This is a genomic window from Limobrevibacterium gyesilva, from assembly GCF_025989185.1.
GTDB lineage: Bacteria > Pseudomonadota > Alphaproteobacteria > Acetobacterales > Acetobacteraceae > Limobrevibacterium > Limobrevibacterium gyesilva.
On the sequence record NZ_JAPDNT010000023.1, the window covers coordinates 1 to 17,768 of the forward strand.

At 69.5% G+C, this 17,768-nt stretch carries 15 protein-coding genes and 1 pseudogene; 9 read left to right on the forward strand and 7 right to left on the reverse strand.

What is annotated here, in order from left to right; all coding sequences use genetic code 11:
* Both OL599_RS19225 and OL599_RS19230 read left to right on the forward strand, forming a co-directional pair.
* Window positions 1–1,144: pseudogene (locus OL599_RS19225) on the forward strand (chromosome segregation protein SMC); the annotation flags it as partial.
* 148 nt (window positions 1,145–1,292) lie between these two features.
* Window positions 1,293–2,414, forward strand: a complete 1,122-nt coding sequence (locus OL599_RS19230; RefSeq protein ID WP_264715524.1) for a mandelate racemase/muconate lactonizing enzyme family protein — start codon at window positions 1,293–1,295, stop codon at window positions 2,412–2,414.
* A gap of 21 nt (window positions 2,415–2,435) precedes the next feature.
* Here the strand turns inward: OL599_RS19230 and greB are convergent, their stop codons facing one another.
* Window positions 2,436–2,969 carry a transcription elongation factor GreB gene (gene greB, locus OL599_RS19235; protein WP_264715526.1) on the reverse strand — a complete coding sequence of 178 codons (534 nt, stop codon included), beginning with the start codon at window positions 2,967–2,969 and terminating at the stop codon, window positions 2,436–2,438.
* Between the two features lie 90 nt (window positions 2,970–3,059).
* Between greB and OL599_RS19240 the strand changes: the two genes are divergently transcribed.
* Window positions 3,060–4,907, forward strand: a complete 1,848-nt coding sequence (locus OL599_RS19240) for an ABC transporter ATP-binding protein (RefSeq protein ID WP_264715528.1) — start codon at window positions 3,060–3,062, stop codon at window positions 4,905–4,907.
* A gap of 11 nt (window positions 4,908–4,918) precedes the next feature.
* Here the strand turns inward: OL599_RS19240 and OL599_RS19245 are convergent, their stop codons facing one another.
* The 3 genes from OL599_RS19245 to OL599_RS19255 all read right to left on the reverse strand — a co-directional run bounded on the left by OL599_RS19245 (window position 4,919) and on the right by OL599_RS19255 (window position 8,038).
* A complete protein-coding gene (locus OL599_RS19245; RefSeq protein WP_264715529.1) occupies window positions 4,919–5,800 on the reverse strand; it encodes a DMT family transporter in 882 nt (293 codons plus the stop codon).
* A 67-nt stretch (window positions 5,801–5,867) separates the two neighbouring features.
* Window positions 5,868–6,689: an enoyl-CoA hydratase-related protein gene (locus OL599_RS19250; RefSeq protein WP_264715530.1), complete on the reverse strand. Its 822-nt coding sequence runs from the start codon at window positions 6,687–6,689 to the stop codon at window positions 5,868–5,870.
* A 17-nt stretch (window positions 6,690–6,706) separates the two neighbouring features.
* Entirely contained in the window at window positions 6,707–8,038 is a 1,332-nt protein-coding gene (locus tag OL599_RS19255) for an aspartate aminotransferase family protein (RefSeq protein WP_264715531.1), read from the reverse strand.
* A gap of 285 nt (window positions 8,039–8,323) precedes the next feature.
* Here OL599_RS19255 and OL599_RS19260 point away from each other — a divergent pair, with 285 nt between their 5' ends.
* From OL599_RS19260 to OL599_RS19285, 6 genes are all read left to right on the forward strand, one after another.
* Window positions 8,324–8,647 (forward strand): AtpZ/AtpI family protein, encoded by a 324-nt coding sequence (locus tag OL599_RS19260; protein ID WP_264715532.1) that lies wholly within the window; start codon window positions 8,324–8,326, stop codon window positions 8,645–8,647.
* A 52-nt stretch (window positions 8,648–8,699) separates the two neighbouring features.
* The gene (locus tag OL599_RS19265; RefSeq protein ID WP_264715533.1) at window positions 8,700–9,455 is read left to right on the forward strand and encodes a F0F1 ATP synthase subunit A; all 756 of its coding nucleotides are present in this window, start codon (window positions 8,700–8,702) and stop codon (window positions 9,453–9,455) included.
* A 47-nt stretch (window positions 9,456–9,502) separates the two neighbouring features.
* Entirely contained in the window at window positions 9,503–9,727 is a 225-nt protein-coding gene (locus OL599_RS19270; protein WP_264715534.1) for an ATP synthase subunit C family protein, read from the forward strand.
* Window positions 9,728–9,779: 52 nt separating this feature from the next.
* The gene (locus OL599_RS19275) at window positions 9,780–10,340 is read left to right on the forward strand and encodes a F0F1 ATP synthase subunit B family protein (RefSeq protein ID WP_264715535.1); all 561 of its coding nucleotides are present in this window, start codon (window positions 9,780–9,782) and stop codon (window positions 10,338–10,340) included.
* A 10-nt stretch (window positions 10,341–10,350) separates the two neighbouring features.
* Window positions 10,351–10,866 (forward strand): F0F1 ATP synthase subunit B family protein, encoded by a 516-nt coding sequence (locus OL599_RS19280; RefSeq protein WP_264715536.1) that lies wholly within the window; start codon window positions 10,351–10,353, stop codon window positions 10,864–10,866.
* Between the two features lie 137 nt (window positions 10,867–11,003).
* The gene (locus tag OL599_RS19285; RefSeq protein ID WP_264715538.1) at window positions 11,004–11,528 is read left to right on the forward strand and encodes an O-acetyl-ADP-ribose deacetylase; all 525 of its coding nucleotides are present in this window, start codon (window positions 11,004–11,006) and stop codon (window positions 11,526–11,528) included.
* 298 nt (window positions 11,529–11,826) lie between these two features.
* Here OL599_RS19285 and OL599_RS19290 read toward each other — a convergent pair whose 3' ends face one another.
* The 3 genes from OL599_RS19290 to OL599_RS19300 form a co-directional block, all read right to left on the reverse strand.
* Window positions 11,827–12,531: an aspartate/glutamate racemase family protein gene (locus OL599_RS19290; protein ID WP_264715539.1), complete on the reverse strand. Its 705-nt coding sequence runs from the start codon at window positions 12,529–12,531 to the stop codon at window positions 11,827–11,829.
* A 170-nt stretch (window positions 12,532–12,701) separates the two neighbouring features.
* Complete coding sequence (locus OL599_RS19295; protein WP_264715540.1) at window positions 12,702–14,264, reverse strand: ABC transporter substrate-binding protein; 1,563 nt, start codon at window positions 14,262–14,264, stop codon at window positions 12,702–12,704.
* A 263-nt stretch (window positions 14,265–14,527) separates the two neighbouring features.
* Window positions 14,528–17,545, reverse strand: coding sequence for an Rne/Rng family ribonuclease (locus tag OL599_RS19300; protein WP_264715541.1), 3,018 nt, complete (start codon window positions 17,543–17,545; stop codon window positions 14,528–14,530).
* Window positions 17,546–17,768: the final 223 nt, after the last annotated feature.

The window sequence follows — 17,768 nt, forward strand, 5'->3', positions numbered from 1 at the left end:
GGCTTCGACGACCAGCTCCGCCCCTTCCAGCGCCGCCGCCACCGTCGGGCAGCGCGTGACCGCCGCGGCCAGGCGTTCGCTGGTCCAGGACGCATCGACCTCGCCGGCGTCGCGCAGCGTGGCCCAGGCCGAGCACGCCGCCCTGCTCGCCGCGCCGGATGCGATCGCCGCCCGCCACGCCCAGGCGCTGGACGCGCTGGAAACCACCGAGGCGACGCATCGCCGCGCCGCCGAGGCCCTGCAACAGGCCGAGAGCGAAGCTAGCTCTGCCGACCATGCTGCCCGCGCCATCGAGTCCACGCTGGCCGCCGCGCGCGAGCGGGCCGTGCGCCTGGAAGGCGAGCTGACGCAGGCCGACCAGGCCTGGGGAACCGTGGCCGAGCGCATCCTGGAGCGCCTGGGCGCCGATCCCGCCTTGCCCGACCCGCCCGCCGGCCACGGCCCGGAGCTGGAGGAGAAGGCGCGCCGGCGCATGGAGCGGCTGCAGCGCGAGCGCGAGGAGATGGGCCCGGTGAACCTGCGCGCCGAGGTGGAAGCCGAGGAGATCGGCAAGCAGATCGACACCATCGTGCGCGAGCGCGAGGAATTGACCACCGCCATCGCCAAGCTGCGCGGCTCCATCGGCAACCTCAACCGCGAGGGCCGCGAGCGGCTGGCGGCGGTGTTCGAGCAGGTGGACAAGCACTTCCAGGCGCTGTTCGCGCGCATGTTCGGCGGCGGGCGGGCGCATCTGGCACTGGTGGGCTCGGACGATCCGCTGCAGGCGGGGCTGGAGATCTATGCGCAGCCGCCAGGCAAGAAGCTCGCCACCCTGTCGCTGCTGTCGGGCGGCGAGCAGGCGCTGACCGCGCTGTCGCTGATCTTCGCGGTGTTCCGCTGCAACCCGGCGCCGGTCTGCGTGCTGGACGAGGTGGACGCGCCGCTGGACGACGCCAACGTGGACCGTTTCTGCACGCTGCTGGAAGACATGGTGCGCGAGACCGGCACCCGCTTCCTGGTGGTGACGCATCATCACCTGACCATGGCTCGGATGGACCGGCTGTACGGGGTGACGATGCAGGAACGCGGCGTGTCGCGGCTGCTGTCCGTGGATCTGCAACGCGCGGCCGAGATGGTGGACGCGCCGCGCATGGCGGCGGAGTAGCGCGGCACCGGGCGGGCGGTTCCGTCCTGCCCCGCGGCATCGCTCGCCAACGCCGGGTCCGGGCGCGACCTCCCTTTCCCGAAACTTTGCACGGGACCGTGGCACGTGCGGCTTGTCTTGGCGGGTGCGCGGGATCACGGTAACCCGCATGCAGATCGTCGCGGTCGAGACGTTTGCCTTCCGGCGCCTGATGGACGGGCGGCACTTCAACCCCTCGACACGCTGGCACGAGCGGCGGGCGCCGCTGGTACGCATCACCACGCGTGACGGGCTGCGCGGGCTGGGCGAAGGCTGGTGCGAGCAGGAGGCGATCGAGGCATTCCATGCCCAGATACGGCAGGCCGCGCCGCTGCTGCTGGGTGCCGATGCCCGCGAGACCGACGATATCTGGCAGTCGCTGCGCGCGCTCCCGGCGGACCCGCCGTGGGCGGGGGCGGCCGCGGCAGCCGCGGTGGACATGGCGCTGTGGGACCTGCGGGCGCAGCGCGAGGAAGCGCCGCTGTTTCGCCTGCTGTGCGCCAACCAGGGGCGGGGCAACCATGCCCGTGCCAGCTACGTGCCCGTCTATGCCAGCGGCGGGCTGTATGCCGACGGCAAGACCGAAGAGCACCTGGCCGCGGAGATGCGCGGCTATGCCGAGCGCGGCTTCACGGCGATGAAGATGAAGATCGGGGCGCTGTCGCTGGAGGCCGACATGGCGCGCGTCGCCGCCGTGCGCAACGCGCTGGGCGACGACGCCACGATCATCGTGGACGCGCTCGGGCGGCTCGATCGCGACTGCGCGCCGGCCTGGGCGCGGCGGCTCGCCGCGCTGGGCGTGCGGCACATCCAGACGCCCTTACCCGCCACTGACGTCGAGGGTTTGGCGGCGCTGAACCAAGCCGGCCCGTTGCGGGTGATCGCCGGCGAGGCCGCATTCCGCCCCACGGTGTTCCAGGCGCTGGCCGGCGCGGTGGACTGGCTGCAGTTCAACCCCGGCCTGACCGGCATCGCCGGCGCCCTGTGCCTGCCGCAGGGCCCGCATCTGTCGCCGCAATGCCATGCCACCGCCGTGCTGCAGGCGGCTTGCCTGCACATCGGTGCGGGCTGCGGCGCCGTCGCCTGCGAGTTCCATATGTTCCACAACCACATGCACGACATCCTGCCGGCCCCCATGCGGCAGGTCACGGGTGGGTGCATCGCGCTGGACGACCGGCCGGGGCTGGGCATCGACGCCGAACTGCTGGACAGCCAGCCGGGGATCAGCCGGGTCTGGTCCGCTTCCGTCTGAGACGAGACGGCATGGCCGGTGTCAGGCCGTGACGCCGGGGTAGCGGATGGCAAGGATCTCGACCTCCTCCAGCCCCGCGGGGGTCTGCATCTTCACCACGTCGCCGACCCGCCCGCGCAGCAGGGCCCGCGCGATCGGCGAATGCAGGCTGACCTCGCCGCGCCGTATGTCGGCCTCGTCCACGCCCAGGATCGTGACCGTGCGTTCCTCGTCGCGCTCGTTGGCATAGGTGACGGTGGCGCCGAAGAACACCTGCCCGCGGTTGGTCTGGCGGGCGGGATCGACCACCTCGGCGTTCTCCAGCCGCTTGCCCAGGAAGCGCGCGCGGCGGTCGATCTCGCGCAGGCGCTTCTTGCCGTAGATGTAATCGCCGTTCTCCGAGCGGTCGCCGTTCCCCGCGGCCCAGGAGACGATCTCGACCACTTTCGGGCGTTCCACCCGCATCAGTTCGTGCAGTTCCGCACGCAGGCGCGCATGGCCCGTGGGGGTCATGTAGTTCTTCGTGCCGGGCGGCAGCGCCGGGGCGGCGTCATCGTCGTCGAGATCGGTTGCCATGGCGCAGATATAAGGCGAACCTCGGGGCCGTGCAGCCCGCCCGCCGGGCAGGACGGCATGGATCCTGATGGCGCGGTGCGAAGGTACACAATGTTCACGTTCTTCGAGAATCTGCTGCGCCCCACGGAGATCTCGCCCGAGGCGCCGCCGCCGGCGCTGGACGAGAAGCGCGGCCTGCTGCGGTTCTACTGGCATTTCGCCCGCCAGGTGCGCGGCCTGATCGTGGCCCTGTTCGCCGCCGGACTCGCGGTAGCCCTGCTGGATGCCACGATCCCGGTATTCATCGGGCACGTTGTCACGCTGGTTTCGACGCATCGGCCGGAGACGCTGCTGGCCGAGCAATGGAAGCAGCTTCTGGGCATGGCGGCCCTGCTGCTGGTCGCCCGCCCGGCGGCGCTGCTGCTGCAGAACCTGATCACCAACCAGGCCATCGCCGCCGGCATGACCAACATGGTGCGCTGGCAGAGCCACTGGCACGTGGTGCGGCAGAGCTGGACGTTCTTCCAGAACGACTTCGCCGGGCGCATCGCCAACCGGGTGATGCAGACCGGCCCGTCGCTGCGGGAGAGCATCGTCAGCGGCACCAATGCCGTGTGGTACATCCTGGTCTACGGCACCAGCGCGGTGACGCTGCTGGCCCACGTGGACTGGCGGCTCGCGGCGCCGATGCTGTGCTGGTTCTGCGCCTATGGCGGCATGCTGCGCTTCTTCGTGCCGCGCCTGCGCGACCGCTCGCGCGCCATGTCGAACGTGCGCTCGGCGCTGACCGGGCGGATCGTGGACAGCTACACCAACATCCTGACGGTGAAGCTGTTCGCCCGCGCCCGCGACGAGGACGATTTCGTGCGCGAGACGGTGGAGGAACACACCGACGCCTTCCGCGACCAGCTGCGCCTGAGCACGCGCTTCGTGCTGACGCTCACGCTGATGAATGCGAGCCTGCTGGTCGGCACCGGCGCCATGTCGATCTGGCTGTGGACGGCGGGGCATATCGAGGTCGGCGCCGTCGCCATGGCGCTGCCGCTGGCTTGGCAGATCGCCAACATGGCCGGCTGGGTGGCGCAGAATATCACCGCGATCTTCGAGAACGTGGGCGTGGTGCAGGAAGGCATGCGCTCCATCGCCGTGCCGCGGCAGATGCCGGACGCGCCCGGCGCCGCCAAGTTGCAGGTGACGCAGGGCGGCATCACCTTCCAGCATGTGCGCTTCGGCTACGGCACCGCGCGCGGGGTGCTGCACGACCTGTCGCTGGACATCCGGCCGGGCGAGCGGGTGGGGCTGGTCGGGCATTCCGGCGCCGGCAAGTCGACGCTGGTGAACCTGCTGCTGCATTTCCATGCGCCCGAATCCGGCCGCATCCTGATCGACGGACAGGACATCGCCACCGTCACGCAGGAGAGCCTGCGCACGCAGATCGCCATGGTGACGCAGGACACCTCGCTGCTGCACCGTTCGATCCGCGACAACATCCGCTATGGCCGCCCGTGGGCCAGTGAGGCGGAGATCGTCGCCGCCGCCCGCCAGGCCGAGGCGCTGGACTTCATCGAGACGCTGGAAGACTGGGACGGCCGGCGCGGGTTCGACGCGCATGTGGGCGAGCGCGGCGTGAAGCTGTCGGGGGGCCAGCGCCAGCGTATCGCCATCGCCCGCGTGATCCTGAAGGACGCGCCCATTCTGGTGCTGGACGAAGCCACCTCTGCGCTCGACTCGGAAGTGGAGGCGGCGATCCAGTCGCAGCTGGAGACGCTGATGCGCGGGCGCACGGTGATCGCCATCGCCCATCGCCTGTCCACCATCGCGCGCATGGACCGGCTGGTGGTGCTGGACCACGGCCGCATCGCCGAACACGGCGACCACGCTGCCCTGCTGGCGGCCGGCGGGCCGTACGCGCGCATGTGGCTGCGGCAGTCCGGCGGGTTTGCGCAGGCGGCGCAGTAATATCGGCGGCTCTACCCCGCGGCCCTGCCGCCGGCGCGGGGCACCGCATTGACGAGCCAGCATCCGGCGGACGCCACGACCAGCCCCGCGACGGCGAGCGGACTCAGCCGCTCGCCCAGCAGCCCCCACGCAAGCAAAGCCGCCGTGCCGGGAACGAGATAGAAGTTCGCGGTCGTGCGTGCGGCGGTGCCGCGGGCAAGCATGGCGAAGTAGAGCCCCATCCCGCCCATGGAAACCATGACGGTGTTCCAAGCAATGGACGCAATGGCGCCGCCCGTCCAGTCGGCGCGCGGCGCCTCCAGCAGCCACGCCCCAAGGGCCGCGACGACCGAAGCGGACAGGAACTGCGCCGTGGCGCTGGGCAGCAGCGGCACGCCACGGCAGAACCGCCCGAAATAGAGCGTCCCCGCGACCAGGCCGATCACCCCGACAAAGGCCAGCACGAGCCCCTGGAACCGGGTGGCGCTTTCCAGCGCCGCCTGCCCCACCACCAGACCGACACCCGCCAGGCCCAGAGCCAGCCCCAGCCATTGGCCCGTGCGCAGCCGCTCGCGCAGAAGCACCAGGCCGAAGGCTGCCGTCAGCAGCGGGGTCAGGGATTGCACGAGCGCGATCTGGGCAGCCGGCGCCATCAACAGGCCGACATGCGGCGCCATCAGCCCGACGGCATTCAGCAGCGCCCCGGCAACCGCGCAATGCAGCCCTTGCCGTCCGGCAATCGGTTGCCAGGACCGGCGCAGCACCAGCATCAGCGCCACCAACGCGATTGCGCATGCCGCCAGCCGGATGGCGACGAACAGCAGCGGCGAGAGATACCGCAAGCCGGTCTTGGCGGCGATGAAGGACGAGCTCCAGAGCAGGACGAAGATCAGTGGCGCGAGCCGGGCCAGCATCGCCACTCCTCTCTGAAGGCGTACTCCTCCTGGCCTGCTTCCCGGACGGAGAGAGCCCTGCCCGTGCCTATCGTCCCTGGAACGACGGCGGCCGCTTCTCCAGGAACGCGGACACCGCTTCCAGGTGGTCTTCGGTGTTGTGGCAGATGCCCTGCATGACCGCGCAGAGCTCCAGGTATTCCGGCATCTCCATCTTCTGCGCCGCCTTCAGCAGCCGCTTGGTCAGGCGCACGGAGCGGGGCGGCTTGGCGGCGAAGGTGGCGGCCAGTTCGCGGGCGCGGGGGATCAGCGTGTCCGGCTCGGTCAGTTCCAGGAAGATGCCGACGGAAAGCGCCTCGCCCGCGTCCAGGATGCGGCCGGAGAAGGTCATCTCCGCCGCCCGCTGGTAGCCCACCAGGCGTTGCAGCAGCCAGCCGCCGCCGTCGCCGGGGATGATGCCCAGGTTCACGAAGGTCTCGCCCACCTTGGCCTCGGTCGAGCCCAGGCGGATGTCGCACATGCAGGCGAGGTCGAAGCCGGCGCCGACGGCGGGGCCGTTCACCGCGGCGATGGCCGGCACTTCCAGCCGGTGCATTGCCAGGGCCATCCGCTGGATGCCCTGGCGGTAGCGGTTCTGCACCGTGTAGACGTCGCCAGCGAAGCTGCCCTGCTCGCGGTTGAGCATGTGCTTGACGTTGCCGCCGGCCGAGAACGACGAGCCTTCCCCGGTGATGATGAGGGCCGACACCCCCTCCTCCCGGTTGATCCAGTCCGCCACCTCGACGATCTCGGCCGCCAGCTTCGTGCCCGTCAGCTCGTTGCGCACGTCGTGGCGGCCGAGCGTCAGCGTGGCGACCCGGCCTTCCAGATCGAGGCGCGAATCGATCAGCTCCGGTGGCGGTTGCGGCATGCCCTGTCCTCCCCCGTTCAGAGGGAGGCTACCGCGTCGTCCACCGCGTCGCCCAGCCGTTCCACGATGGCGTCGATATCGGCCGCGGTGGCGATATAGGGCGGCGCGATGCAGATATGGTCGCCGTGCTTGCCGTCGATGGTGCCGCCCATCGGGTAGATGGCGAGCCCCCGGTCGAACGCCGCCTGCTTGATCCGTTCGTTGAGCTTCAGCGCGGGGTCGAACGTGGCCTTGGTGGCGCGGTCGGTGACCAGCTCGATCGCCTGGAACAGCCCGCGGCCGCGGATGTCGCCGACATGGCGGTGGTTGCCGAGACGCTCGGTCAGGCCGGCGGCCAGGCGCTCGCCCATGGCGCGCACATTGGCGACCAGGTTGTCCTCGCGGATCACCTTCTGCACCGCCAGCGCCGCCGCGCAGGCGACGGGATGCGCCTGGTAGGTGTGGCCGTGCATGAAGCTGCCGGAGCCGGCGCGGAAGGCGTCGATGATGCGCTTGCCGATCAGGATGCCGCCGATCGGCTGGTAGCCGCCGCCCAGGCCCTTGGCGACGATCTGGATGTCCGGGGTGATGCCTTCCTGCTCCCAGGCATGCAGCGTGCCGGTGCGGCCCATGCCGCACATCACCTCGTCCAGGATCATCAATGCGCCGTGGCGGTCGCAGATCTCGCGCATCTTCTTGAAATAGCCGGGAAGTGCCGTCACGCAGCCGGTGGTGGCGCCGACCACTGGCTCGGCGCAGAAGGCGATGACGTTCTGCGGGCCGAGGCGCTGGAACTCGGCCTCCAGCTCGTCGGCTAGGCGCTGGACGTATTGCTCGTCGGTTTCGTCGTCGCGCTGGAAGCGGTAGGCGAAGCAGGGGCTTACCAGGCTGAACGCCTCCGACAGGATCGGCGCGTACGGGGCGCGGCGCATCATGTTGCCGCCGGCCGACAGCGCGCCCAGCGTGTTGCCGTGATAGCCCTGCCGCCGGGCGATGTAGCGGGTGCGCTGGGGCTGGCCGATCTCCAGGAAATACTGCCGCGCCAGCTTGATCGCGGCCTCCATCCCCTCGGAGCCGGAGGAGCAGAAATAGGCGTGGCTCAGCCCGCCCGGCTCGTCGCCCAGCAGCACATCGGCCAGTTCCTCGGCCGCTTCGTTGGTGAACAGGGCGGTATGGACATACGCAACCTTGGAGAGCTGCTCGGCGATGGCCGCGTTGACCCGCGCATTGCCATGCCCCAGGCACGCCACGGCGGCGCCGCCGGAGCCGTCGATGATCTTCTCGCCATCGGCGGTGTGCAGATAGATTCCCTCTCCGCGCACGGCCAGCATGGGGTCGGCGAACAGGGTGCGGTGGAGAACGCGGCTCATGATATGGAATCCTCGTGCGAACGGACGGCGGCGGACTGGTTGGACAGCAGGCGCATCACCGGCCATTCGTTCCATGGATTTCCGCAGCCCGCAACGCATGTTTCCCGCCGGATCAGGGCATCGCGCCACCCGGCTTGCAACGCGGCATGGCGATGCTGCCTTGCAACACGCCAGCACGCGGCAAGATCGTTGCTGCAGTGCGGCTGAACCATTCTTGACACACCCGCAACCCAACGCTAGCAAGCCCACGCCTTCCGGCAAGGGAACTTGCCAAAGGACGAACGAATGAGCGGAGAACGGGGCGGCGGCAAAGGGTCCTTCGAGGACCGCCTTGCTTCTGCCCGGCGCAAGCAGGGCCTGGATGCCCCGCCGCCGGGGCCGGAGAAGTCCGGCAGCGGCGGCGACCTGTCCCCGATGGGGGTGGGCTTGCGGGTGGGTGTGGAGATGGTGTCCGCACTGGTGGTGGCCGTGGCCATCGGCTGGTGGCTGGATAAGTGGCTGCACACCAAGCCGTTTCTGCTCGCGCTGTTCGTGCTGCTGGGGGGCGCGGCCGGGATTGCGAATGTTTGGCGCCTGATGGCGCCGAAACGCCCCCCGGACGGACCATAGGATACCGCATGGGGCGCGAGCGGCGCGACCCAAACAGACGAAGGACGATGCCGTGGCGGCCGGAGGACATACGATCGACGCTCTCGGGCAGTTCGAGCTCGCCACCGTTTTCGGGCCGGTCGGCGCGTCCGTCCGGTTCTCGCAATCCAACCTGATGATGGTGGTCGCGGCCGCCCTGATCCTGGCGCTGCTGTATTTCGGCATGCGGGCGAAGGCGGTGGTGCCGGGCCGCCTGCAGTCCATGGCCGAGCTGTGCTACGACGGCATCTACTCGATGTGCGTCGACCAGATCGGCCACGAGGGCAAGCGGTTCTTCCCGTTCATCTTCACCCTGTTCTTCTTCATCCTGCTGGGCAACCTGCTGGGCTTGGTGCCGTTCTCGTTCACCTTCACCAGCCACATCGCGGTGACGTTCGCGATGGCCGTGATGGTGATCGTGCTGGTGACGGTGGTGGCGCTGCGCATCCACGGCCTGCAGTTCTTCACCTATTTCTTCCCCGCCGGCGCGCCGAAGCTGCTGGCGCCGCTGATCATCCCGGTGGAGATGATCTCCTACCTCTCCCGCCCGGTCAGCCTCAGCATCCGTCTGTTCGCCAATATGGTGGCCGGCCACGTGATGTTCGAAGTGTTCGCCTCGTTCATCGTGATGATGGCGGGTGCCGGCGTGCTGGGCGCGATCGGCGCCATCGGGCCGCTGGCGCTGAACGTGGTCCTCGTGGGTTTCGAACTGCTGGTGGCCGTGCTGCAGGCCTACGTGTTCGCGATCCTCACCTGCATCTACCTGCACGACGCCGTCCATCTGCACTAGGCGCGGCAGTCCCCTCCACCAACCGGAAACACTAAAGGAATACACATATGGAAGTCGCCGCCGCAAAGGCTCTCGGAGCCGGTATCGCCGTGATCGCGCTTGCCGGCGTCGGCATCGGCATCGGCAACATCTTCTCGGCGCTGGTGAACAGCGTGGCCCGCAACCCGTCGGCCCGCGACCAGGTGTTCGGCCTCGGCATCCTGGGCTTCGCGCTGACGGAAGCGGTGGCGCTGTTCGCCCTGCTGATCGCCTTCCTGATCCTGTTCACCTGATACGGAGGGCGCGGACGTGCGTCCGGTCGCAGCTCTGTTCGGGGTGGGTTCCATGCTGCTGTCTTCCACGGCGTTCGCCGAGGAAGCGAAGAAGGGCATGCCCCAGCTCGACGCCACCAATCCGCTGATCCTCAGCCAGGTCGTCTGGCTGGCGATCATCTTCTTGGCGCTGTACCTGCTGCTGTCCCGCTGGGCGCTGCCGCAGGTGGCCGAGGTGCTGGAAGCCCGGGCTGCGACCATCGGCCGCGACCTCGATGCCGCCCGCGCGGCCAAGGCCGCGGCGGACGAAGCCGTGGCCGAGCTGACCAAGGCCACCCGCACGGCCCAGGCCGGCGCCCAGGCCGAGATCGCGGGCGCGGTTGCTGCCGCGAAAGACGCGGCCGCGGCCCAGTCCGCCCAGCTGAACGCCAAGCTCGACGCCCAGCTGGATGCCGCCGAGCGGCAGATCGCCGGGGCCCGCACCGCGGCCCTCGGCGCGCTGCGCCAGGTGGCGACGGACACGGCGTCGGTCGTGGTCAGCCGCCTGACCGGCATCGCGCCGGACGTCCACGCGGTCGATTCGGCCGTCGGTGCGGCGCTGGCCGCACGCGGCGTTGCCGCCGGCCACGCCTGAGGAGGGCGCCATGCACGGAGAGAACTTCTTCGAGGATCCGCGCTCCTGGGTCGCCATTGCCGTCGTCATCTTCGTCGTGCTGTTCGGCAAGAAGATCTGGGCGGCGCTGGCGGCCATCCTGGACAAGCGGGCCGACACCATCCGCGGCGAACTGGCCGAGGCCCAGCGCCTTCGCCAGGAAGCCGAGGCCATGCTGAAGGACGCCAAGGCCCGCCGCGAAAGCGCGCTGGCCGAGGCCCAGAAGCTGCTGGAAGGCGCCAAGGTCGAGGCGGCGCGTCTCGCCGCCGCCGCTGCCGCGGACGCCCAGGCTTCGGCCGCCCGCCGCGAGCGGATGGCCGTGGACCGCATCGCCGCCGCCGAGAAGGCCGCGGTGGACGAGGTGCGCATGACCGCCGCCGAGATCGCGACCTCGGCGGCCGAGCGGGTGATCCGCGATGGCCTGACCGCGGACGCCAATACCGGCCTGGTCGATCGTGCCATCGCCGGCCTGCCGGTTGCGCTGGCGCCGAAGCAGCGCGCTGCCTGACGCCGGGGCTGCAGATTTTCGAAGATCCTGGAAAGGGCGGCCAATGGCCGCCCTTTCTGTTTGTGCCGCACCGCTTTCGCGGGCCTGCATCCATGTGGCATGCTTGCGATCACGTCGCCACACGGACCGGACCTGCGATGTCCACCCCCACCCGACTCGAGGCGATCAAGGCCGACATCACCACGCTCGCGGTGGACGCCATCGTGAATGCCGCCAACAGCACGCTGCTCGGCGGCGGCGGCGTCGATGGCGCCATTCATCGCGCCGCGGGGCCGGAGCTGTTGCGCGAATGCCGGACGCTCGGCGGCTGCCCCACCGGGCAGGCCAGGATCACCGCCGGCTACCGCCTGCCGGCCCGCCATGTGATCCACACCGTGGGCCCGGTCTGGCAAGGTGGCGCCCACGGCGAGGCCGCGCTGCTGCGGTCCTGTTACGCCAACAGCCTGCTTCTGGCCGACGCAAACGGCGTGAAGACGATCGCCTTCCCTGCCATCAGCTGCGGCATCTATGGCTATCCGCTGGAGCAGGCCGTGCCGATCGCGGTCGGCGAGGCCGCGGCCTTCCTGCGCGGGGGATCGTCGATCGAACGGGTGATCTTCGCCTGCTTCGGCGAGCCCATGCACGCGGCGTATCTTCGCGCGATCGCAGCACAGGCGGCGTAGTGCCGGATCATACCAGCGGCCATGAAGAATGACCGCTGGTACGAGTCGTTGTTTTGCGCGCCGCCGCCCACCAAGCCCGCGACAGGCACGCGCTTGCGTGCCGCAAGCGGATCGGCGCGCGATACCAACGGCCCTTGACGATGGAAGGGTCATCGTCAAGGGCCGTTGGTATCACTTACCCTGACCGGACCATACCAGCGGCCCTGTTGGACGACCGCCCTCGACCCACGGCGGACCACGGTTGCACCCCAAAGCGGCGCTTCCCGGGTAGAGGCGGCCCACTGCTCGCCGGAAGGCCCTACAGATCCTTGAGCGCCAATTCCACGGCGGCCTCGGCATGGATGGCCGTGGTGTCATAGAGCGGCACGGCGCTGTCCTCAGGCTGGACCAGCAGCATGATCTCGGTGCAGCCCAGGATCACCGCCTCTGCCCCACGTTCCGCCAGACGCGCGATCACCTGCCGGTAGGCTTGGCGCGACGCGGGTTCGACGCGGCCCTGCACCAGCTCGTCATAGATGACCCGGTGGACGGTGGCGCGGTCCTCCTCCTCGGGCACCAGAACCTCCAGCCCGTGCCGTTCCACAAGCCGACCTTTGTAGAAGTCCTGCTCCATGGTGAAAGCCGTTCCCAGCAGGCCAACGCGCCGCATCCCAGCAGCCCGGAGGCGCTCGGCCGTCGGATCTGCGATGTGCAGCAAGGGCATACGGATGGCCGCCTGCACCTGATCGGCCATGCGGTGCATGGTGTTGGTGCAGATCAGCAGGAAATCGGCCCCGCCGCGCTCCAGTCGTTGTGCGGCTTCGATCATCAGCGCCGTGGCATCGTCCCAGCGCCCGGCATGCTGTAGCGCCTCGATCTCGGCGAAATCGAAGGACCACATCAGACAGCGCGCAGAGCTTAGGCCGCCCAGGCGGTCCCGCACGCTCTCATTGATGATGCGGTAGTATTCCGCCGAACTTTCCCAGCTCATTCCTCCGAGCAAGCCAATGACCTTCTGCGACACCAAGGCTCCTCCCTGCAACGGTGAGGCATGAAGGCCTATGCGCGATCGCTAAGCAAGGTCCCCTGTCCATCCGAAGCGGTCATTGGACAGGGCCGCCAGTATCACTGGCCCTGATACGAAAACGGCCCGGAAAGCCTGCGCCTTCCGGGCCGTCATCGCAGCTGAAGCTGTTACTTCACGTTGACGTAGCGGTACGGGAAGTAGTTGTCGGGCATCTGGGCCAGGTCGACATTGGCCTTCGACGCCCAGACGATGACCTGCTGGTGCAGCGGGATGTAGGCCACGTCCTTCTGCATGATCTTGATGGTGTCGTCGATCATGGCGTTGCGCTTGGCCTGGTCCGTCTCGACGCTGATCTTGTCGATCAACGCATCGATCGTCGGGTTGGAGTAGCGGCCGTCGTTGACCTCGCCGCGCTGTCCGTTGGGCGAACCGACCAGGGCGTACAGGGCGTTGTGCGCATCGTAGGTCGCAGGCGTCCAGCCCAGCATGTAGAAGCTGGTGTTGTTCTTCGGCGGGTTGATCTCGCCGAAATGCTTGGACTTGGTCTGGGCGTTCAGGTCCACCTTCATGCCGATGCGCGCCATCATGGAGACGACGGCGGTGCAGATCGCCTCGTCGTTCACGTAGCGGTCGTTCGGGCAGTCCAGCGTGATCCGGAAGCCATTGGGGTAGCCGGCTTCGGCCAGCAGCTGCTTGGCGCGGGCCAGGTCCACCGCCGGGCGCTTGTCGAGGGCGGCGTTGTAGCCGTTGATGCCCGGGCCCCACATCTCCCAGGTCGGGTGCGCCTGGCCGCGCATGATGCGCGCGGCGATGGCGGGCTCGTCGATCGCCAGCGCGAAGGCCTCGCGCACGCGCACGTCCTTCAGCGGGTTCTTGCCCTTCACGTCGGACTTCAGCAGCTCGTCGCGAGACTGGTCCATGCCCAGGAAGACCGTGCGCAGCTCGTTGGTCTGCCACAGCTTCAGGCCGGGGGTCTTGGCCAGCCGGTCCATGTCCTGCGGCGGCACGGTGTAGATCATGTCGAGCTCGCCCGACAGCAGGCCGGCCACGCGCGTGGCGGCCGAGCCGATCACGCTGAACTCGACGCGGTCGAGGTTGTGCAGCGGCTTGTCCCACCAGTCCGGATTGCGCTCGACCACGGTGCGGCGGTCGGGTTCGCGCAGGACCAGGCGGAAGGGGCCGGTTCCCATCGCGTTGCGGACCGCGAAGTTCTCTTCCTTCGACGCCTCGATCTGCACCGGCACGGTGGCGTTGTGCGCCTCGCACCAAGCCTTCGACATGATGAAGAAATTGGTCAGTTCCTGCAGCAGGATCGGGTCCGGCAGCTTCGTTTCGATGTCGATCGTATGGGCATCGACCTTGCGGATCTCTTTCACCGGGCCCATCGGCGCGCGCATCAGCGAGCTGGGCGCCAGGATGCGGCCGAACGAGAACACCACGTCATCGGCGGTGAACGGCGTGCCGTCCTGGAACTTCACGCCGTCGCGCAGCTTGAAGCGCCATACGGTCGGGCTGGTCTGCTCCCAGCTTACCGCCAGGGCCGGCTCCAGCTTCAGGTCGCGGTTCCAGCGGACCAGCGGCTCGTAGATATTGGAGAGGAACGAGAGCTGGACGGTTTCCTGGCGCGTATACGGGTCCATGGCGCCGACGTCGCCATCGTTCGCCCAGCGGAGAGTGGCGGCGTTTGCGGTCGCCTGCCCTGCGACCAGCGCGACGAGCACCCCGGCCATCGGAAGAAGTCGCAACATCAATCCAGATCCTTCATTTGCGAAAAGGCGCGCAACGATAAGCTTCTTCCCGGTCAGCGCAAGACGCGCGCCGCCCCGGAACGAGGCTTTTTGCAACACCGTCGCAACAATCCGGGACCGCATCCGGCGCCTGCGTCTCCCGCCCCGCCGGGCGGGAGAACCTCAGCCGCCGCGCTCGTTGTTTTCAGGGGCCTGCTTGCCCCTCCGTCCGCCGCAAGATGTGGCGAACGGAAGGGGGCAAGATACTAGCGCCGCCACCAGCCGCGCTTGGGTTGCGCGTCCGGCAGCGTGTCCTGGCCGATGACGATCGGCTTGATCGCCGGAGCCGCCGGCAGCTCCGGCGCCACGGGTGCGGCCGGTTCCGGTGCGGCCGGTTCCGGTGCGGACTCCATGACCGGCACCGGAGCCACGACCGGCGCCGGCACGAGCTCGGGTGCCGCCACGGGCTCGGGTGCCGCCGCGGGCTCGGGTGCCGCCACAGATTCAGGCACGGCGAGGGGCGCCGCATCGGCTGCCGGGGCCGGCGCTTCGGCGCTGGCTTCCACCACCGGCTCGACATCCGCGGGCGCCGTGGCGTTCACGGGCACCGGCGGAATCTCCAGCGCTGCCGCCACGGGCTCGGCCGGTGCCGGTGCCTCCACGACGGCCGGCCGGGCCGGCGCCTCGACCGCCTGCTCGATCATGTCGAAGATGTCGTAGGTGTGGCCGCCGAACGGATCGGCTGGCGTAGGGCCGGTATAGACGGGGGCCGCCGGGATCTCCTCCTCCAGCAACGCCGCCTCGCCCGGTGCATCGCGGCGCCGACGGCGGCCGCCGCGGCGGCCGCGGCGACGGGCTCGCGGCAAGCCGTTCTCGTCGAGATCGGCCGCATCGAGGCTCGGCTGCTCGGCCAGCGCCAGGTCGGCGACGCTTTCGGCCTCGGCTGCGACGTCGGCGGCCGCGCCGGGATCGGCGCCGGCGATTTCGGGCACGGTCGCTGCTTCAGCCCCGGCCGCCGTCTCCATCTCGGCCACTCCCTCGGCCTCGGCCTCGGCTTCGGACTCGGTCGCGCGCTCGCCATCAGCCGCCGCGCCCTCGGCGCCGGTGCCGTCGCGCCGCCCGCCGCGCCGGCGGCGGCGGCGGCGGCGGCGATGCTCGCTCTCCTCCGCGGCTGCCTGCGCCTCGGCCGATCCGGTTGCCGCGTCCTCGGCCGGAGTCTCGTCGGCGGCTTCGATGATGTCCTCGTCCTCGGTCTCGTCGGATATCTCCAGCGCCGGGGCGGCCGGCGCCACCGGTGCGGCGATCGCGCGCTCGGCTTCCGGCACCTGTGGGCGCACCCGGTCGATGCGGATCTGCGGCGGCACCAGGCTGTCGTCGGCGGCGAAATGCACGCGCATGGCATCGCGCGCCTCGATCTCGGCCAGCCGGTCGCGCTTGTTGTTCAGGATGTACATGGCGACCGCGTTGGCCGCGTGCACCGTGATCAGCGCGGCGCGGCCCTTCGCGCCCTCCTCCTCGATGGCGCGCAGCACATGGATCGCGCTGCTCTCGACGCTGCGCACGTGGCCCAGGCCGCCGCAATGCGGGCAGACGACGAAATTGGTCTCGGCGAGGCTCGGGCGCAGCCGCTGGCGGCTCATTTCCAGCAGGCCGAAATGGCTGATATGGCCGACCTGGATGCGCGCGCGGTCGTTCTTCAGCGCCTCCTTCAGCCGGCGCTCGACCATGGCGTTGTGCTTCTTCGACTCCATGTCGATGAAGTCGATGACGATCAGCCCGGCAAGGTCGCGCAGCCGCAACTGGCGGGCCGCCTCGTCGGCCGCTTCCAGGTTGGTGCGCAGCGCCGTCTCCTCGATGCCGCGCTCGCGGGTGGAGCGGCCGGAGTTGACGTCGATCGCCACCAGCGCCTCGGTCTGGTTGATCACCAGATAGCCGCCGGAACGAAGCTGCACGGTCGGCGACATCATCGCTTCGAGCTGGGCCTCGACGCCCATCTTGCTGAACAGCGGCTGGCGTTCGTCGCGCCACAGCTGCACCTTCTTGGCGTGGCTGGGCATCAGCATGCGCATGAAGTCGTGCGCCGCCTTCCACCCCGCCTCGCCGTCCACCAGGATCTCGTCCACATCGCGCGAGTACACGTCGCGGATGGCGCGCTTGATCAGGCTGGCTTCCTCGTAGATCAGCGCCGGCGCCACCGAGCGCAGCGTGTGCTCGCGGATGTCGTCCCACAGCCGCATCAGGTATTCGCAGTCACGCTTGATCTCGGGCTTCGGCCGGTTGGCGCCGGCGGTGCGCACGATCAGGCCCATGCCCTGCGGGATATCCAGCTCCGCCGTGATCTCCTTCAGCCGGCGGCGGTCGGCCGCCGAGGTGATCTTGCGCGAGATGCCGCCGCCGCGCGGCGAGTTCGGCATCAGCACGCAGTAGCGGCCGGCGAGCGAGATATAGGTGGTCAGGGCCGCGCCCTTGGTGCCGCGCTCCTCTTTCACCACCTGGACCAGCATGATCTGGCGGCGGCGGATCACTTCCTGGATGCGGTAGTTGCGCAGGAAGCGGGCGCTGCGGCGGGCGCGGGCCTCTTCGGCGCTGTTGCCCTCGAACACGTCGCTGTCGCCGCCGATGATCTCGGGCGGCGGCACGTCGGCGCGCGGGATGTCGAGGTCGGATTCACCCTCGGGCGCGGTCTCCATGGCCGGCTGCTCGCCGTCGCCGGCGGGCGGCGCCAGATCGAGCTCGCCGTGGTTGACGGCGCCGAAGGCGAGTTCGCCGAACTTCACTTCCTGCACGATCGCCGCCGGCTGGGCCGGGGCCTCGCGCGGATCGGCGGCCATGACGTCGGTCACGTCGTCCGCTGCGGCCGGCGCCGCGGTGTCGGCCCCCGTCTCGTCGCCCTCTGCCGCGGCGCGGTCCGCCTCTGCCCGCTCGGGGCGCCGGCGGCGCTGCGGGGCGGCAGGGGCCTCGGCGGCGGCGTCTTCTTCCTCTTCCTCGGCGCGGGCCTCCTCGGCCTGCATCTCCAGCAGGCGCTGCCGGTCCGCGACGGGGATCTGGTAGTAGTCGGGGTGGATCTCGCCGAACGCCAGGAAGCCGTGCCGGCCGCCGCCATACTCCACGAACGCCGCCTGGAGGCTGGGCTCCACGCGCACGACCTTGGCGAGATAGATGTTCCCTTTGAGCTGCTTCTTCGTCGATGTCTCGACGTCGTAATCTTCGAGCCGGTTACCGTCCAGCACCACCACGCGGGTTTCTTCCGCGTGTGTGGCATCGATCAGCATGCGCTTGGTCATTAAGCCTCGAACTCCGGTACGCCGCCGTCCTGCACACCGTATCGGCGCGGCAGGGGCGGCTTGGAAGGCGTGGGGGGAGAGGCTGACCCGATCGCAGGAAATTCAGGGGAGCTGGCACGACAGGCGACATCCGCACAGGCCCCGCCACCGCCCGCAAGCGGGCTTCTGGATCTGGGATCCCGGCGGTGAAAAATGGCTCGGCGGCGGTCATCGGACCCTGTGT

What these genes read in the sequence shown, in the direction of transcription:
- OL599_RS19255 (WP_264715531.1), bottom strand. Translation starts at nt 8,038, where the DNA reads ATGAGCCGCGTTCTCCACCGCACCCTGTTCGCCGACCCCATGCTGGCC.
- OL599_RS19285 (WP_264715538.1), top strand. Translation starts at nt 11,004, where the DNA reads ATGTCCACCCCCACCCGACTCGAGGCGATCAAGGCCGACATCACCACG.
- OL599_RS19230 (WP_264715524.1), top strand. Translation starts at nt 1,293, where the DNA reads ATGCAGATCGTCGCGGTCGAGACGTTTGCCTTCCGGCGCCTGATGGAC.
- OL599_RS19240 (WP_264715528.1), top strand. Translation starts at nt 3,060, where the DNA reads ATGTTCACGTTCTTCGAGAATCTGCTGCGCCCCACGGAGATCTCGCCC.
- OL599_RS19300 (WP_264715541.1), bottom strand. Translation starts at nt 17,545, where the DNA reads ATGACCAAGCGCATGCTGATCGATGCCACACACGCGGAAGAAACCCGC.
- greB (WP_264715526.1), bottom strand. Translation starts at nt 2,969, where the DNA reads ATGGCAACCGATCTCGACGACGATGACGCCGCCCCGGCGCTGCCGCCC.
- OL599_RS19245 (WP_264715529.1), bottom strand. Translation starts at nt 5,800, where the DNA reads ATGCTGGCCCGGCTCGCGCCACTGATCTTCGTCCTGCTCTGGAGCTCG.
- OL599_RS19275 (WP_264715535.1), top strand. Translation starts at nt 9,780, where the DNA reads ATGCTGCTGTCTTCCACGGCGTTCGCCGAGGAAGCGAAGAAGGGCATG.
- OL599_RS19280 (WP_264715536.1), top strand. Translation starts at nt 10,351, where the DNA reads ATGCACGGAGAGAACTTCTTCGAGGATCCGCGCTCCTGGGTCGCCATT.
- OL599_RS19270 (WP_264715534.1), top strand. Translation starts at nt 9,503, where the DNA reads ATGGAAGTCGCCGCCGCAAAGGCTCTCGGAGCCGGTATCGCCGTGATC.
- OL599_RS19260 (WP_264715532.1), top strand. Translation starts at nt 8,324, where the DNA reads ATGAGCGGAGAACGGGGCGGCGGCAAAGGGTCCTTCGAGGACCGCCTT.
- OL599_RS19295 (WP_264715540.1), bottom strand. Translation starts at nt 14,264, where the DNA reads ATGGCCGGGGTGCTCGTCGCGCTGGTCGCAGGGCAGGCGACCGCAAAC.
- OL599_RS19250 (WP_264715530.1), bottom strand. Translation starts at nt 6,689, where the DNA reads ATGCCGCAACCGCCACCGGAGCTGATCGATTCGCGCCTCGATCTGGAA.